The organism is Dongshaea marina (genome assembly GCF_003072645.1).
Classification (GTDB): domain Bacteria; phylum Pseudomonadota; class Gammaproteobacteria; order Enterobacterales; family Aeromonadaceae; genus Dongshaea; species Dongshaea marina.
Genome location: NZ_CP028897.1, coordinates 3,208,009 through 3,223,520, shown reverse-complemented (window position 1 = coordinate 3,223,520; position 15,512 = coordinate 3,208,009). Strand labels below are relative to the sequence as shown.

16 protein-coding genes and 1 pseudogene are annotated in these 15,512 nt (G+C 52.5%); 14 read left to right on the top strand and 3 right to left on the bottom strand.

Annotated features, from left to right (window positions below):
• The first annotated feature begins 1 nt into the window (after window position 1).
• A complete protein-coding gene (locus tag DB847_RS15175; RefSeq protein WP_108651456.1) occupies window positions 2-1,936 on the top strand; it encodes a bifunctional diguanylate cyclase/phosphodiesterase in 1,935 nt (644 codons plus the stop codon).
• Between the two features lie 89 nt (window positions 1,937-2,025).
• Here the strand turns inward: DB847_RS15175 and DB847_RS15170 are convergent, their stop codons facing one another.
• Window positions 2,026-2,232, bottom strand: coding sequence for a hypothetical protein (locus DB847_RS15170; protein ID WP_108651455.1), 207 nt, complete (start codon window positions 2,230-2,232; stop codon window positions 2,026-2,028).
• Between the two features lie 182 nt (window positions 2,233-2,414).
• Between DB847_RS15170 and DB847_RS15165 the strand changes: the two genes are divergently transcribed.
• The 4 genes and pseudogenes from DB847_RS15165 to DB847_RS15150 all read left to right on the top strand — a co-directional run bounded on the left by DB847_RS15165 (window position 2,415) and on the right by DB847_RS15150 (window position 6,412).
• Window positions 2,415-3,326: a LysR family transcriptional regulator gene (locus tag DB847_RS15165; RefSeq protein WP_108651454.1), complete on the top strand. Its 912-nt coding sequence runs from the start codon at window positions 2,415-2,417 to the stop codon at window positions 3,324-3,326.
• 97 nt (window positions 3,327-3,423) lie between these two features.
• On the top strand, window positions 3,424-4,434 hold the full coding sequence (nagZ, locus tag DB847_RS15160; RefSeq protein WP_108651453.1) for a beta-N-acetylhexosaminidase: 1,011 nt from the start codon (window positions 3,424-3,426) through the stop codon (window positions 4,432-4,434).
• A 49-nt stretch (window positions 4,435-4,483) separates the two neighbouring features.
• Window positions 4,484-5,038 (top strand): alpha/beta hydrolase YcfP, encoded by a 555-nt coding sequence (ycfP, locus tag DB847_RS15155; protein ID WP_108651452.1) that lies wholly within the window; start codon window positions 4,484-4,486, stop codon window positions 5,036-5,038.
• Window positions 5,039-5,120: 82 nt separating this feature from the next.
• Window positions 5,121-6,412, top strand: a pseudogene (locus tag DB847_RS15150) (NAD(P)/FAD-dependent oxidoreductase).
• A 221-nt stretch (window positions 6,413-6,633) separates the two neighbouring features.
• Here the strand turns inward: DB847_RS15150 and DB847_RS15145 are convergent.
• Entirely contained in the window at window positions 6,634-6,861 is a 228-nt protein-coding gene (locus DB847_RS15145) for a YgdI/YgdR family lipoprotein (RefSeq protein ID WP_108651451.1), read from the bottom strand.
• Window positions 6,862-7,665: 804 nt separating this feature from the next.
• Between DB847_RS15145 and DB847_RS15140 the strand changes: the two genes are divergently transcribed.
• From DB847_RS15140 to cls, 6 genes are all read left to right on the top strand, one after another.
• The gene (locus DB847_RS15140) at window positions 7,666-7,896 is read left to right on the top strand and encodes a hypothetical protein (RefSeq protein WP_108651450.1); all 231 of its coding nucleotides are present in this window, start codon (window positions 7,666-7,668) and stop codon (window positions 7,894-7,896) included.
• A 20-nt stretch (window positions 7,897-7,916) separates the two neighbouring features.
• A complete protein-coding gene (locus DB847_RS15135; RefSeq protein ID WP_159084653.1) occupies window positions 7,917-8,057 on the top strand; it encodes a hypothetical protein in 141 nt (46 codons plus the stop codon).
• 262 nt (window positions 8,058-8,319) lie between these two features.
• Window positions 8,320-9,057 carry a copper homeostasis protein CutC gene (locus tag DB847_RS15130; RefSeq protein ID WP_108651448.1) on the top strand — a complete coding sequence of 246 codons (738 nt, stop codon included), beginning with the start codon at window positions 8,320-8,322 and terminating at the stop codon, window positions 9,055-9,057.
• Window positions 9,058-9,111: 54 nt separating this feature from the next.
• Window positions 9,112-9,726, top strand: a complete 615-nt coding sequence (locus DB847_RS15125) for an FKBP-type peptidyl-prolyl cis-trans isomerase (RefSeq protein WP_108651447.1) — start codon at window positions 9,112-9,114, stop codon at window positions 9,724-9,726.
• A gap of 55 nt (window positions 9,727-9,781) precedes the next feature.
• Entirely contained in the window at window positions 9,782-10,033 is a 252-nt protein-coding gene (locus tag DB847_RS15120; RefSeq protein WP_234418412.1) for an ArsR/SmtB family transcription factor, read from the top strand.
• An 816-nt stretch (window positions 10,034-10,849) separates the two neighbouring features.
• Complete coding sequence (gene cls, locus DB847_RS15115; protein WP_108652992.1) at window positions 10,850-12,328, top strand: cardiolipin synthase; 1,479 nt, start codon at window positions 10,850-10,852, stop codon at window positions 12,326-12,328.
• A gap of 74 nt (window positions 12,329-12,402) precedes the next feature.
• Here the strand turns inward: cls and DB847_RS15110 are convergent, their stop codons facing one another.
• On the bottom strand, window positions 12,403-13,590 hold the full coding sequence (locus tag DB847_RS15110) for a PilT/PilU family type 4a pilus ATPase (RefSeq protein ID WP_108652991.1): 1,188 nt from the start codon (window positions 13,588-13,590) through the stop codon (window positions 12,403-12,405).
• Between the two features lie 291 nt (window positions 13,591-13,881).
• Between DB847_RS15110 and yfcE the strand changes: the two genes are divergently transcribed.
• Genes yfcE through DB847_RS15095 form a run of 3 tightly spaced genes read left to right on the top strand, consistent with a single transcriptional unit; the run spans window position 13,882 to window position 15,462 of the window.
• A complete protein-coding gene (gene yfcE, locus DB847_RS15100) occupies window positions 13,882-14,427 on the top strand; it encodes a phosphodiesterase (RefSeq protein WP_108651445.1) in 546 nt (181 codons plus the stop codon).
• Between the two features lie 4 nt (window positions 14,428-14,431).
• Window positions 14,432-14,641: a hypothetical protein gene (locus tag DB847_RS25095; RefSeq protein ID WP_199911585.1), complete on the top strand. Its 210-nt coding sequence runs from the start codon at window positions 14,432-14,434 to the stop codon at window positions 14,639-14,641.
• Window positions 14,638-15,462: a coproporphyrinogen III oxidase gene (locus DB847_RS15095; RefSeq protein ID WP_199911584.1), complete on the top strand. Its 825-nt coding sequence runs from the start codon at window positions 14,638-14,640 to the stop codon at window positions 15,460-15,462. Before DB847_RS25095 ends, DB847_RS15095 begins: the two co-directional genes overlap by 4 nt.
• Window positions 15,463-15,512: the final 50 nt, after the last annotated feature.

Here is a 15,512-nt window from a genome sequence, read left to right as displayed (position 1 = left end):
TATGACGCTCTACAAACAGATATTGATCACTATGCTGGTGTTATTTGCACTGCTGTTTGCGGTGGCTTATACCGTCCAGTTTCAAAGTACCCGATCCTATCTGGCTGAGCAGCAGCAGATGACGGTCAACAATACTTCCACCTCCCTGGGACTTGCCTTGACTCCCTATTTGGAAAATGGTGACAAGCTAGGCGCCGAGTCGGTGATCAATGCCGTTTTCGATGGGGGCTACTATCGACTGATCCAGCTGGATCTTCTGGCAAATAACCAGACGCTGGAGCGTACCAATACCCTGGATATCCAGAATGTTCCGGGATGGTTTATCCATTTGGGCCTGTTTAAGCCGATGGAGCAGGAGTCGATCCTCACCAGCGGCTGGCTACAGCTCGGACGCCTCAAGGTGGTCGGCCATCCCGGCCAGGCCTACTATGAGTTGTGGAAGGGGATGAGTCAGCTGTTGATCTGGTTTGTGATCGCCTTTGTGATTATCGCTTTGATTTTGATGAAGGCGCTGAAACATCTGTTGCGGCCTCTTGAGCAGATCCGCGAGCAGGCCTCAGCCATTGAGCATCATCACTTCGGACCACCGATTCCACTGCCAAAGACCTTTGAGCTGCAGTCTGTGGTACGGGCGATGAACTCTATGTCCAAGCAACTCGAAGCCCAGTTTGAAGAACAGGCGAATGAGGCTGAAAAACTGCGCGAGCAGGCGTTCCGCGATTCAGTGTCCGGCCTTGGCAACCGGGCCTACTTCAACGGTCAGTTGCAGGCCTGGATCGCCGAAGAGGGGCAGGGCGGTGTGATGCTAATGGATGTGGATATTCTCGAAGATCTATATCGCCAGGAAGGGTTCCTGGCCCGCGATCAGATGGTCTCCTCCATTGCTGAAGTGCTTAATACCCACCTGGCAACCATGGAAGGTAAGGCTATCGCCAGGATCTCCGCCACCGAATTTGCGGTGATGCTGCCGGGCTTAAGTAGCCGTGAGATGCGCGAGAATGCCCAGAGTATTAGTGATGCGATCGCAGAGCTGGTGGTTAATCCGGTGGGCGAAAACACCCAGGTTTCTGTGTGCGGTATCGCGATGCGCTCCGATCAGGAGAACCTGTCAACCCTGCTGTCTAATGCAGACCGGGCACTCCAGCAGGCCCGCACCGAGGGCAAGGCGGTTGTGGTGAGCCGCGACGACAAGGCGCAGATGGGCCGGACCGAGTGGAAGCAACTGGTCCAGGATGCCATCGCCCAGGATCAGTTCCGCTTTAATATTCAGCCGGCCTTGCAGATGAACAGTACCGATCCGATTCACTCTGAGCTTCTGACCTATATCGCGGCCAACGAGCAGCAGTTTAGCGCAGGGCAGTTCATGCCTGCGGTTGAGCAGTTCAGAATCGGTGGTGAGTTCGATCGCCGGGTGCTGGAGTTGATTATCCCTGAGCTCCTCAAAGATACCGAGCTGAATCTGGCGGTGAATCTATCTCGTACCGCCCTTGGAAGCGATCTTTTCTGTAGCTGGCTGCAAAAAGAGCTCGACACCCATAAGTCATTGGCACAGCGGCTTAGCTTTGAGCTGCCGGAGTCTGCGATTATCCATAGCGCGGAGCACGCTAAGAATCTGGTTGAACTGGTTCGTGCCCAGGGCTTTAGCTGGGGAGTCGATCAATTTGGACGAAACTTCCACTCCTTGGGGTATCTCGGGGTGCTTCGACCCAACTATGTGAAGATCGATCACAGTTATACCAACTCTCTGTTGGAAAATCGAAACGACACCGCTTTCCTGACCGCCGTGTGTAAAACGGCCCATAAGGTCGGAGCATTGACCATCGCCACCCGGGTTGAGAACGATGAAGTGGTAGCCATGCTTGAGGGGCTTGAGGTGGATGGTTACCAGGGCTTTATTCAGCCACCGGTGCCTTTTGAGTTGTCAACCAAGGAATAACTGACCAGGTCATAAAAGAGAATAATGAAAGCCACCTTCGGTAAGAGGTGGCTTTTGCATGTCTATGCTTTACAGCTGACGGCTCGGTATTATTTCATCTGATCGACTCTGTGTTTAGCTTCATCGATGGCAGCTAGCAGCGCGTCATCCTCGCTGTCAAAACACTCCTGGGTCCAGCTCTGCTCCAGTCCGTCAGCAAGTGGCTCTATCCCTGAAATATCATATTTACCGATCCAATGTCCTGAGATCTGATCATGCAGTGCATAGGTACTGATTTCGACTCCCTTATATTTCATGCTGTGGCCCTCTGAATCATCGGTTAAATGGATGGGTCAGTGCACTTTAAGTATATCGGCTGTTGCCAAAACTGACTAAGAAATGGTCTCGATTAAATCCGTATTTTTGGAGCCGGTGGTGTTTTATCCAACGAATCGGCATTATGGTCAAATAGTCCGAACTCTTGCCCGGAGGCGAATTGATGAGTCGCTCACCCTTGACCCTGGAAGCCCTGTTAGTGCTGGATGTGATCGACCGTAAACAGAGTTTTGCTGCCGCAGCCCAGGCCCTGTTTAAGGTTCCTTCTGCTGTCTCCTACACAGTAAATAAGCTGGAGCAGGATCTCGGGGTTGAACTTTATGATCGCAAGGGACGACGCGCCGAGCTCACCGCTGCGGGGCGCTTACTGCTGGAGCAGGGACGGCAGATCCTGCGAGCCTCGGATCTGCTGACCTCTCAGCTACGCCAGTTTGCCAGCGGTTGGGAGCCCGAATTAACTATTGCCCTGGATGGAGTGTGTGACAGTCGCTGGATCTATCCTCTGATCGATGAGTTCAATGCACTACAAACTCAAACCGAGATCCACCTCATTAGTGAGGTATTGGGAGGAAGCTGGGAGTCGGTGCGCGATGGGCGTGCGACTCTGGCAATCGGTGCCGGAGGAGAGGTGATCCCCGGGGTTGATAAATACCCGATGGGTAAGATCCCCTTTGTATTCGCGGTTGCGGCAGATCATCCCCTGAGTCGTGAATCGGCTCCCCTGGGGCCGGAGCAGCTCAGAGAGTACCCCATGGTTGTGGTCAGCGACAGTTCCCAGAGCTTGCCTGCCCGCTCCTCAGGATTACTGGATGGTCAGCCTCGTCTCTATGTTCCCAGCATGAGTGAAAAAATTCGAGCCCAGTGCCAGGGTGTCGGAGTTGGTTTTCTTCCCCATCACCTGATTAAATTCGAGCTTGAGCGTGGTGACTTGGTGCTTCGTGAGGTGGCAGATCCGAAACTACCCCAGACTCACTATCTGATCTGGCCCCAGGGAGGAGCGGGTAAGGCCCTGCAGTGGTTTATTGAACGTCTTAAGCAAAAGCGTTGGGAGCAGTTACTGGCTATTTCTGGCTAAACCACCCCTGCACAGCACAGAGCTTCATTTGAGGTGCCTTCTTTCCTGAGTTGCGGTAGTCTGACGTTATGCAAACTGTTGAGAAGAGGAGAGGCTGATGGGGCCTGTAATGGTGAGTGTGGAAGGCTTGACTTTGCAAGCGAAGGAGCGTGATTTGATCGCGCATCCTCTGGTCGGCGGGGTGATCCTGTTTAGCCGTAATTACGACAACCGAACCCAGCTCACTGAGTTGGTGCAATCGATTCGTGAGTCTTCTTCCAAAGAGCTGCTGATCGCGGTTGATCACGAAGGGGGGCGGGTTCAGCGCTTTCAAAAGGGGCTGACCCGGATCCCTGCGATGGGTAGCCTCACCCAGGGTGTCTCCCTGAATGAAGCACTGGAGCGTGCCTACCTGTGTGGTTGGGTGATGGCAGCCGAGCTGTTGGCATTGGATATCGATCTGAGCTTTGCACCCGTGTTGGATCTGGACAGGGGATCCCCAGCAATCGGAAACCGGAGCTTCTCTGCCGATCCCGATGAGGTTGAGGCGTTAGCAGTAAGCTTTATCGATGGGATGCATGATGCCGGGATGCGTTCTACCGGGAAACACTTTCCGGGCCATGGCTCGGTCGAGACGGATAGCCACCTGGTGAGCCCCTGCGATCCCAGAAGTTTTGCTGAGCTCCAACAAAATGATCTGCGGCCATTTCACTCACTGATCCAGGGTGGTAAGCTGGATGCGATAATGCCTGCACATATCATCTATCCGGATATCGATGCAGATCACCCCACAGGGTTTTCCAGGATCTGGCTCAAGCAGGTACTGCGTCAGCAGCTGGGATTCAAAGGGGTTATTTTTAGCGACGATTTGTCAATGGAGGGCGCAGCGGTTGCCGGGAGCTATCTGCAAAGAGCCGAGGCTGCCTTGAATGCCGGCTGTGATATGGTGTTGGCTTGTAATACATTTGCGGGGGCGATCGAGATTGTTGAAGGATTAAGGGAGGTCAAAACTTCTCAAGCAAGCCGTCTTATCAGCAAACATCGCCGTAGCTGGCAACAACTGGAGCAAGATGTGAATTGGCGCAACATGTCTTCCCGGTTACAGGCACTCTATCCGCAGTCACCATGAGTGCTTTTAATCTTGAATCGATTGCTCCAACCGAAAGAGGGAATTAGTGATGATCATCTATCTGCACGGATTCGATGCCACCAGTCAGGGCAATCACGAAAAGGTGATGCAGTTACAATTTATTGACCCGGATGTACGTTTTGTTCACTACAGCACCATGCATCCACGCCATGATATGAGTTGCTTGTTAAAAGAGGTAGACAAACAGATAAAGTTTAGTGATGATCCTGCACCGTTGATCTGCGGTGTCGGCCTGGGAGGCTACTGGAGTGAACGCATCGGCTTTTTGTGTGGCATCAAGCAGGTGATGTTTAACCCCAATTTACAGCCTGAGCAAACCATGGTCGGCCGGATCAATCGTCCCGAGGAGTATAGTGACATTGCAACTAAGTGCGTTCGTGAGTTCAGAACTCAAAACGCCGGTCAGTGTCTGTGTATTCTCTCAAGGCATGATGAAGTGCTGGACAACAGTTTATCGGAGCAGGCGTTGCAGGAGTTTTACCCTGTGATTTGGGATGAGACCCAGACCCATAAATTTAAAGATATTTCGGGCCACCTGCAGCGGATCAAGGCGTTTAAGGAGTCGACTTTGACCGTCGTTTGATCCGCGGCCCTGCTCCAGCAATTAAAGAGCCAGACCTTGGCTCTTAATATCTTGACTCTACTGATGAGAAGATGGAAAAAATATGACCAGAATCGTAGTTGTTGGAGGTGGGGCAGGAGGCCTTGAGCTTGCGACCAAACTGGGACGCAAGCTGGGTAAAAAGGGAAAAGCGCAGATCACCCTGATCGATCGTAACCGTACCCACTTGTGGAAGCCTCTGTTACATGAGGTAGCGGCGGGCTCCCTGGATGAAGGGATCGATGCACTGAGCTATGCATCACAGGCACGAAACCACGGTTTTGAATTTCAGTTGGGAACCCTTTCTGAAGTACGCCGCGAACAAAAACAGCTGGTGCTGGCTCCGGTCATCGATTGCGATGGTGTTGAGCTGTTAGCGGAGCGGGTCGTCGAGTATGATTTGCTGGTAATGGCCATCGGCTCTCTTTCAAACGATTTCGGAACCAAGGGGTCGCGGAGCACTGCACCTTCCTGGATACTCCTGACAAGGCAAGTAAGTTCCACCGCCGCCTACTCAATCGCTTCCTGCAGTTTGCCGAGGCGAAAAAAGAGGGCGAGAAGGTTCGAATTGCCATTGTTGGTGGTGGTGCAACAGGTGTCGAGCTTTCAGCCGAGCTATATAACGCCGTTGAAGAGCTGCACTCTTATGGGTTTAAAAATCTTTCCACAGATAGCCTGAAGGTCACCCTCATCGAGGCCAGTGATCGGATCCTGGGCGCTTTGCCAACCCGGATCTCATCTTCTGCACAAAACGAGCTACTCAAGCTTGGAGTGAATGTTCTGACTGCAACCCCGGTGACCGAAGCGACCAGTGAGGGCTTCCAGACCGGTGATGGTGAGTTTATTCCCGCCGATTTGATGGTATGGGCGGCAGGGATCAAGGCGCCGAACTTCCTGGCCGAGATCGATGGCCTGGAGGTGAACCGGATCAACCAGCTGCTGGTGAAGGATACCCTGCAGACCGAAGGAGATGACTCAATCTTCGCGATAGGGGATTGCGCGGGTTGTAAGCAGAAAGATGGTAGCTGGGTTCCACCTCGTGCCCAGTCGGCTCATCAGATGGCAAGCATTGCCTATAAGAATATACTGGCCAAGCTGTCTGGAAAGGAGCTCAAGTCTTACCAGTATAAAGACTATGGGTCTTTGGTCTCTCTGAGCCGCTTCTCTACTGTGGGTAGCCTGATGGGGAACCTGATGCGTGGCTCTATGATGATTGAGGGACGGATGGCGCGTCTGGTCTATATCTCATTGTACCGGATGCATCAGGTCGCACTGCATGGTTACTTCAAGACCTTCCTGATGATGCTGGTGGGTCGAATCAATCGGGTGTTGCGTCCAACCCTTAAGCTGCACTAGCACATCATCATAATTTGATGATCCTTTGCCTGAATAGCATTAGGCCACACAGTGAAAAGAGTCTCCTCCGTGAGACTCTTTTCAATTCAGGCTTCAGCCTTGTGTGCGCTGCTTAAAGCAACTTTTAGACCCGTTGCAAGCGCCTTTGCTGGCAACGGCCTTCGATGATACAAACGACTCGCTTAAAGTGTATGAGATTAGTTTTCTACGCCATGTTGTGCTTAGTTGTCTAACTCATCCATATTGCTGATCTGGTCCCGATTGATCTGTTCAGTCTTGCCGGTTTCGGCATTCTTGTAAGATACCAGGCCGGTATCGCTATCGGTCTGAGGCTTGCCATCGGTGACTATGGTCTTACCATCGGTGGTTTTAATGGCCTGATTCGAAGAACATCCGGCAATGGCGAACAGTGATGTTGCGATAACGACAGCTAAGGTTATTTTTTTCATAAAAAGCTACCTGTCTGGTTTGTGGAGTAACTCAGTATAGGGTAGCTCCGCCCTGCTACAAAAAAGTGTAGCCAGGTCAAGGCCGTGCCTTGTTAGAGCGTTTTCCGGATATACCGGTTCATCTCATGAAAGCAGCTTTGACTTAGATCGCTGACTCGCAAGTCACATCCAGGTTGCTCTACTGCAGCGATTATCGTCCCTGATAATCTTTCCCAGTTCAGCTTCCTGCCTCTCGCTACCTTGTTTTCAATTTCGCCCTTGCTGCAGAAGGTCAGCTTAACAAAGCTCAAAGCAGCACTTGAACTTGAGGGGCGCGAATAACTACCCGAATTAAACCCAAAATCCCTTGTTACAGGTCGATATGGCAATAGAGATATGAAGCTGTGTATTTGCACTAGCAATTTTTAATTGTTTCTTAATGAGTTTTACAACGACGTTTTTCATATCTCCTCCTGTGCTATTTTTTGTTACCCTTGGTTGCTTGTGTTAGCTGGTATTGCTGGTAGAATGCGCGCCTTTCTACGGAAAAAGCGAATAAATGCTGAATTTCTATGATGGAATCGCTTTATTGGCTGAATTGTTGTGTTCAGGGACGGATGTTGAAATTGTGTATCCGGTCAAGCTCCCGTGGGCGTTGTGACGCGGATGATACAAGATTGCAGGCACTGAGATTTTCTCTGGCCTGGCCAGACCGGGCACAGATGCGAGAATGGATTGATAGGTCACTTTGGATGTGAGCTCGTCGCTAGGCGACAGAGCAAGCGGTATCTGTGCATTGTGCGACTATGACAAGAGTGGTTTACCGTGACATATCCGATCAATCCAAAACAGCTTCTCAATCAACTCATCATCCCGACCCTTGATCAATTGGGGCTAAATGGTGAGCTGGCTCAGCAACAGGTACTGAGCAGAGTCCTTCAATTTGTTGAGCCACAGCCCGATAGCGAACAGGCCCCCTGTTGGGTCTTGCCGGGATCAGTGCTAAAACTCATGACTGGCTTTGGCATTGCTATTTGCCTGAGCATCCCCAGCTGATTACTGCTGTCTGTTCTCTGTTGAGTGAGTCAGCCAAGCATGAGTTTAGCTTGCGCGGCATGCCATCCGATGACGAGCTGGAAACCAATCTTTGTTACGCCATCGCGATCTGCCGTATCTATCAACTCAGTCAGGCGATTAGCCTGAAGCTGGCGGCTTGATCGATTGTCGGAGCGGCGCGCCTGGATGTGGGCTGCTCCGATACCTCTCTTACAGGATCTCTTCTCCTTGCTATCTCCTCCTGCGCAACCTGTCCGGGGAGCACAGCGCTTTCATTGCTTAAACCCCATCGATGACGCTTGGTTTTTATTCGATTCAAACTGGATACAGCTGCAGTGGCTCACACTTTTGAGCGCAAAGCGATCGCCCACTTCACGGCTATGTTAGGCTGAGGCTTTTGCTCAATACCATATTGGAGTTCGAATGGGGATCAAACTAGAGGTTTGTGTCGATAATATGGAGTCTCTGTATACGGCGATCCGCGCGGGAGCCGATCGCATCGAGTTATGTACGGGGCTGGAGCTTGGAGGGATCACTCCCTCTCATGGACTGATGGCTCAGGCGATTGCCCAGTCAACAGTTCCGGTCTACCCCATCATTCGTCCTCGCCAGGGAGACTTTCTGTTCAGTGATGCAGAGGCCGAGATGATGCTATCTGATATCAGCAATGCCCGGGAGTTAGGCGCGGCGGGGGTGGTCGTGGGAGCTCTGTGTGAGGATGGCTCGATTCATAAAGAGTTGCTTGTTGAGATGGTGAATGCCGCAGGTCCTCTGGGGGTGACCTTCCATCGGGCAATTGATGTGTGCCGTGATTGGCAGGAGGCTCTGGAGATCATTATAGAGTCAGGCTGTGAAAGGGTACTCACCTCAGGGATGCAGGGCGATGCTCTTTCCGGAAGCGAGTGTATCGCCCAGATGCAGCAGCAGGCCGCAAAGCGGTTGAGCGTGATGGCCGGGGCCGGAGTGAACCAGGATAATGTGGCCGAGATTTTGCGCCTGAGCGGGATCAAAGAGGTACACCTTTCGGGAAAAAGTTACCGCCCGAGTGCGATGAGTTTCCAGGCACCGGTTTCGATGGGAAGTGTGGATGATACCCGCCTCAATGTGGCTGATTACAATAAGATTCACGGGGTAAGACAACAGCTCGATGCCTGGCTGTGATTTTGCTATCATAGGGAACTTTATTCAGCCATACAGGCTTATATTGAGACCAATATGTCTAATTTTGAAACGAATGAGCAGAAAGCAGGTTACGGTGTTGGCTTGCAAATCGGAACTCAGCTGATGCAACAGGGACTGACCGATCTGGAGCCAAGCGCTCTGGAGCAGGGTGTTCGCGATGTGCTGGCTGGAAATGAGCCACAACTGTCTCACCAGGAGATCGAGGTTGCACTGGCGGCTCTGAATGAAGTAGCTCAACAGAAGCGTGAAGAGCTGCAGCAGCAACTGATCGCAACCGAAAGCGCATTTTTAGAAGAGAATGCAAAGCGTGAAGAAGTGACTGTAACCGACTCAGGTCTGCAGTATGAGGTGATGACCCAGGGTGAAGGTGCTAAGCCTGCGGCAACCGATAAGGTACGTGTTCACTATCATGGTTCACTGCTTGACGGTACCGTATTCGATAGCTCTGTAACCCGTGGTCAGCCAGCAGAGTTCCCGGTGAATGGGGTGATTGCAGGCTGGATCGAAGCCCTGCAGCTGATGAACACAGGTTCTAAGTGGAAGCTGTATATTCCGCATGAGCTGGCATACGGCCCTCAGGGTGCAGGTTCTGCAATTCCACCATTCTCAGCCCTGATGTTCGAGGTTGAGCTGCTGGATATTTTGTAATCGATTGGGTTGACCGCCTCGTTGTGGTCGCTGATGACTTAGTCAGGAGAGATGAATGATCACCTTTGACTGCGCTGTCCACCGCCTGGCGGAATTGGGGAACAAGAAAAGGCTGGCCATTTTCCGCTATCTGCTTCAGTTTGGACGTTGCGGAGTGCCTGTCGGCCAGATACAAAAGGAGCTGGATATTCCGGGCTCAACCCTGTCACACCATCTGTCACGGATGATCCAGGCAGGCTTGGTCAAACAGAATCGCTGCAAGTCTACGCTCTACTGTGTCGCACAGGGGAGAGTATTCATCAGCTGATGGATTTTCTGACTCACACCTGCTGTACCCGGGTAGCAGAAACCGGCTGCAACGAGACAGAGTAGTTTCTGACGGGTCAAGAACCGTTAAAAGACAAGCCATGAGTGCTTGTCTTTTTTTTGCCTGTCGCCGGTCAGCACCGGTATATGTAGTCTATCTGCAAACTCGCCATCCGCAGGATAAAACAGGAGTTGCTTGACCTTCGGGCCGCTTAATTTGTGCCTTCGGCACAGGTGTCCGGCCGCGGACTACGGGAGTTTTTCCTTTAGTTACTCTTTCTAGAAAGAGTAACCAGAAAGTTGCTACGCGCTACGAGTCCCTCCGTAGAGCTTCGCGGCTCGGCGTCCTGCCTCGAAATAATAAAGCACCAAAAGGAATATAAAATACTTTAGAAGCTAAATCGAAGAGAGGAGGTTCTCTCCCCGTGAGCGAGCGCCGGGCTGAGCAGTAGAGGATTTAGGCACCAGAGGAGCTGAGAATTAGGTGAGGTCTGGCGCGCTAGGGGATTGCACGCCGCTAACAACATCCATGTTTAACGCGGCATTCACACATCCTTGTGTATTAGGGGAAAGGCGTTTGCCCCTTTGACTGCCCGCCGGTCAGCACCACTACTTACAGCTCAGCTGCAAATCTACCTCCCGCAGGATCAACCAGGTGCCTTTTAAGCTACTCTCCACGGCAATTGTTATCTAATCATTGGAATTAGGTTAGCGGTGCCTGCTAATTTCCTCCTGAGATCACTCTTATGGGCGATGCTTTTTTAGGGGTAATTGTTTAAGATAAATCATCGACTTAAGCCCCTTTGGAGTGTGCTTTATCATTAACTTTAATCCGGATATCCTGGAGATTATCAGCCACTATCTCGGCGTGATCTCGGTGAGCATCTATACCCTGCTGATCATAGGGATCAGCATCCGGGTGATCGCTAAACGGCGTTCGGTTGGAGTCTCTCTGGCCTGGCTGGCTCTGATCTATGCCATTCCTCTGGCGGGGGTGATCTTATATATCCTGTTTGGTGAGGTGCGCCTTGGATTTCGTCGGGCTGAGCGGGCAAAAAGGATCCATCTTCCCTATACCCACTGGGTGGGGCAGCTGGAGTTGCAGATGCCGGGGATCCGGACCGTAAGCAGTGAGTTTTTAAGGCCGATTCATGATCTGGTGTGGGCGCGCTTGACGGTTCCCATGCTGACCGGTAATCGCCTGTCCCTGTTACCAGACCCGGATCATATTCTCGGTGAACTGGTGAAAGACATTAATCAGGCACAGCATAGTTGTCTGCTGGAGTTCTATATCTGGGGAGACGGAGGCCGGGTTGAGGAGGTCATCGGGGCTCTGATCGCAGCTTCCAGGCGAGGGGTTGATTGCCGGTTGCTGCTGGACTCGGTGGGCAGTGGCACCTTTCTCAAGAGCCGACATTGTCAGATGTTGCGCCGCTCCGGGGTCAAGGTGATCGAGGTACTCCCGGTTGGAGCCTGGCGGGTACTGTTTCAGCGCCAGGATCTTAGAATGCACCGCAAGCTGGTGGTGATCGATCAGAAAATTGTCTATACCGGCTCGATGAATATGGTGGATCCTCGTTACTTCAAGCAGGATGCTGGTGTCGGCCAGTGGATCGATGTCATGGTGCGCATCGAAGGACCGGTGGCCCTGATGGGGTGGCTGCTATGGGTACGTGACTGGGAGATGGAGACCGGAGAGCGTCTTCTGGAAAGCTTCAATGAGCATCTTCTCCCCGATCATGAGGGGACAAGTAAGGTTCAGCTGATCCCATCGGGCCCCTTTACCGGTGGCGACTGTATTCAGCAGTGCCTGCTCCAGGCGATCTACCTGGCTCGCAGCCGGATTTTGATGACCACGCCCTACTTTGTCCCGGATGATCCCCTGGTGGCAGCCCTGTGCGCTGCAGCCGATCGTGGGATCGTGGTTGAACTGATCCTCCCGGCCCGCAATAACTCTGTGATGGTCAACTATGCCTGTCAGGCCTTTTTCAGCGATTTGCTGAGATCCGGGGTTCGCATCTATCAATTTGACGGTGGACTGCTGCACACCAAGAGTGTGTCGATTGATGACACGATTGCGTTGCTGGGGAGTGTTAACCTGGACAGGCGCAGCATGTGGCTCAATTTTGAACTCACGCTGTTTGTGGATGACCCAGCCTTCATCAGCCAGGTGATCGAGCTGCAAAATGGCTATATGCAGCGCTCAGAGCTTCTGACCGAAGAGCGCTGGCAGCATAGGGGATTGGCTCGCCGAGGCCTGGAGAATCTGTTCTATCTTCTGAGCCCACTGTTGTAAGGGGGCCGGGGGACCGGCACTCTCAGGCTCGGATGATGCTTTCAAATCTGCAACGTCAACCGAGCCTGGACCCCTTAAAACTTAAAGGGATCATCCTCTTCATCATCATCCTTGGGCTCAAGGCTCAGATTGATGCCACTCTTGGTGGTCATGGTCTTGTCATCGCTATCGGCCTGGGCTTTCTCTTCCGGCTCCAGAGACTCGTTACGGTGTAGCTTGAACTTAAGACGCAGGTTGTTGGCAGAATCAGAGTTGCGCAGTGCCTCTTCTTCGCTGATCTTGCCAGCAATGACCAGATCAAACAGGGCCTGATCGAAGGTTTGCATGCCCAGCTCTTTGGATTTTTCCATCACCTCTTTGATATCGGAAAAGTCGCCACGCTGAATGATCTCCTTGATGGTCAGAGTCCCGAGCAGGATCTCAATGGCGGCACAACGCTTGCCATCCAGGGTGGGGATCAGCCGCTGAGAGACGAATGCTTTCAGGTTGTTACCCAGATCGTTGAGAAGCTGCGGGCGGCGCTCTTCGGGGAAAAAGTTGATGATCCGATCCAGTGCCTGGTTCGCATTGTTGGCGTGCAGGGTAGAGATCGCCAGGTGACCGGTCTCGGCGAAGGCTAAGGCGTGCTCCATGGTTTCCCGGTCGCGGATCTCCCCGATCAGGATCACATCCGGCGCCTGCCGCAGGGTGTTTTTCAGGGCGGCATGGAAACTTCGGGTATCTACGCCGACTTCTCGCTGATTGATGACACTCTTCTTATGATCGTGAACATACTCGATGGGATCCTCAATGGTGATGATATGGCCATCGCTGTTGGTATTGCGCTCATCAATCAGGGCAGCCAGAGAGGTTGATTTACCCGAGCCGGTGGCCCCGACAAACAGCACCAGGCCGCGCTTGGTCATGATCACATCGGTCAGAATATTCGGCAATCCAAGATCCTGGAACTTGGGGATATCGACCTTGATGTTACGGGCGACGATAGAGACCGCATTGCGTTGTTTGAAGATATTGACCCGGAATCGGCCAATGCTGGGCAGGGAGATCGCAAGGTTCATCTCCAGCTCATGCATGAACTGCTCTCGTTGCTCTTCATCCATGATCCCATCGGCGATCGCCTCGATATCACCCGGTTGCATCGGCTCGTTGCTTAAAGGCTTCAGGGTTCCCTGAAATTTTGCCTGCGGGACGGAGCCGCAGGATAGATAGAGATCCGAGCCATCTTTTTCGGCAAGGATTTTCAACATTGCAGACAGTTCCATGAGGTGCTCCATCCTGGATTCATTGCTGATAAAAGAATAGCTCATCCAGCCCCGGCCGGCGGCTTTAATCGTCTGCTGTTGCCTCGATTCAAAAGCTCGAGTGGCAATGTTTTATCCTGGCAGTGGCAGTGGCAGTGGCAGTGGCAGTGGCAGTGGCAGAGGGAAGAGGCGACTGAGAGACATTTAGCCAGACTGGCTGTGATCCGCAGCCTCATCAGGCCGCCTCTTGGGAGTTATGTCGGTCAATGGTAGAGTAGTCCGGTTTTATTGGCTAAGCAGAAGGTGCGGTTTATGAGATTGATGTTTGTCTCCGATATTCACGGCAGTGAGCAGGCGTTGGATCAGGTCCTGGTCCACTATGCTAAGCTCAATCCCGATTACCTGGTGTTACTGGGAGATCTTCTCAATCATGGTCCCCGCAACCCTCTTCCTGAAGGGTATAACCCGGCTGCCGTGGCTGAAAAGCTCAATCCCCTGGCACAACAAATCGTGGCTATCCGTGGCAACTGTGACAGCGAGGTGGATCAGATGCTGCTGAAATTTCCCTGCCTGGCGCCCTATAATCACCTGCTTGCAGCCGGGCGGCGGTTATTTCTCTCCCATGGCCATCTTCATGCCCTTGACGAGCTGCCATTGGCTTGCGGCGATGTCCTGGTGACAGGTCATACCCATCTTCCTGTTGCGCATCGCGAGGGAGAGCAATACCTGTTTAACCCGGGATCGGTGACCTTCCCGCGTGGCGAAAATCCCGCATCCTTTGGTATGCTGGAGCATAGCCATCTCTCGGTTCGCGCCCTGGATGACGGGCGTGAGCTACTTGGTTGCGATCTGGATTAGCAGTATGCAACAGATTAAAGCAAGATCTGACAAAGCCTCATCCGTGTTCACTCTCCTGGAGGAGCTTCAGCAGCGCTTCGTCAGCGGGCTCGAAGCTAACCTCGAACAAGGCAGTAAGTTTGAGAAACTGTCCTGGCTCAGAGATGAGGGGAGTCATGGCGGGGGAGCCGTTATCAGTTTAGCGATAAAAAGTATTTTAACCGTGCCAGCGTGAACCTCTCTCAGGTCCATTATGATGATGAGCCTAACCGCGCCTTAGGCTCGGCGACGGCACTTTCGACCATTATTCACCCCTTTAATCCGCACTGTCCTTCGATGCATATGCATATTAGCTGGACCGAGATGAAGTCGGGAAAGGGCTATTGGCGACTGATGGCGGATCTCAATCCAAGTCTTAATAACCCACAGGATAAGCAGAGATTCGATGCCTGTTTAAGGGAGGTTTCCCGGGAGCTCTATGAATACGGCTCTGAGCAGGGGGACCGCTACTTTTATATCCCGGCCCTTGGGCGACATCGTGGGGTATCCCACTTCTATCTTGAAGAGTTTAATCTTCAGGGGGAAGGGAAGGATATCGCTTTTGCCAGGGCGTTTGGAGAGGCTGTCATCGACTGCTACTGCGAGCTTTTGCAGCAAAGATTCAGGGCCTTCGCCAGTGCGGATGATTACGCCAGTCAGCTTGCTTACCATACTCTCTATTTCTTGCAGGTGCTCACCCTGGACAGGGGGACGACGGCGGGCTTAATGGTTCATGAGCAAAATGATCTGGGGATCCTGGGCTCCATCCCCTCCCATGTGGATCGGGAGCTGTTGGGGGAGTGGGTTGAACGGCTCCCTTCGCCTCAGGATAAACTGCTTCGCTCACTAATCGCTTGCTTACCCAAGTGCTCGCCAGCCCCGGTTAGCGATGCAACCAAGCTACAATTGGCTAAAGTGATCCGCAAGCACTACCACAACTATCCTGAAGGGCTTGAAATGCAGGCTCGGGGTAATATCATCGCCGATACCCTGGGCAATCATGATCTTAAGCGCTGACACGGCAATTGTGTTGCAGCTTTTGAGGCCAGCTGTGGTGAGTCGATAAG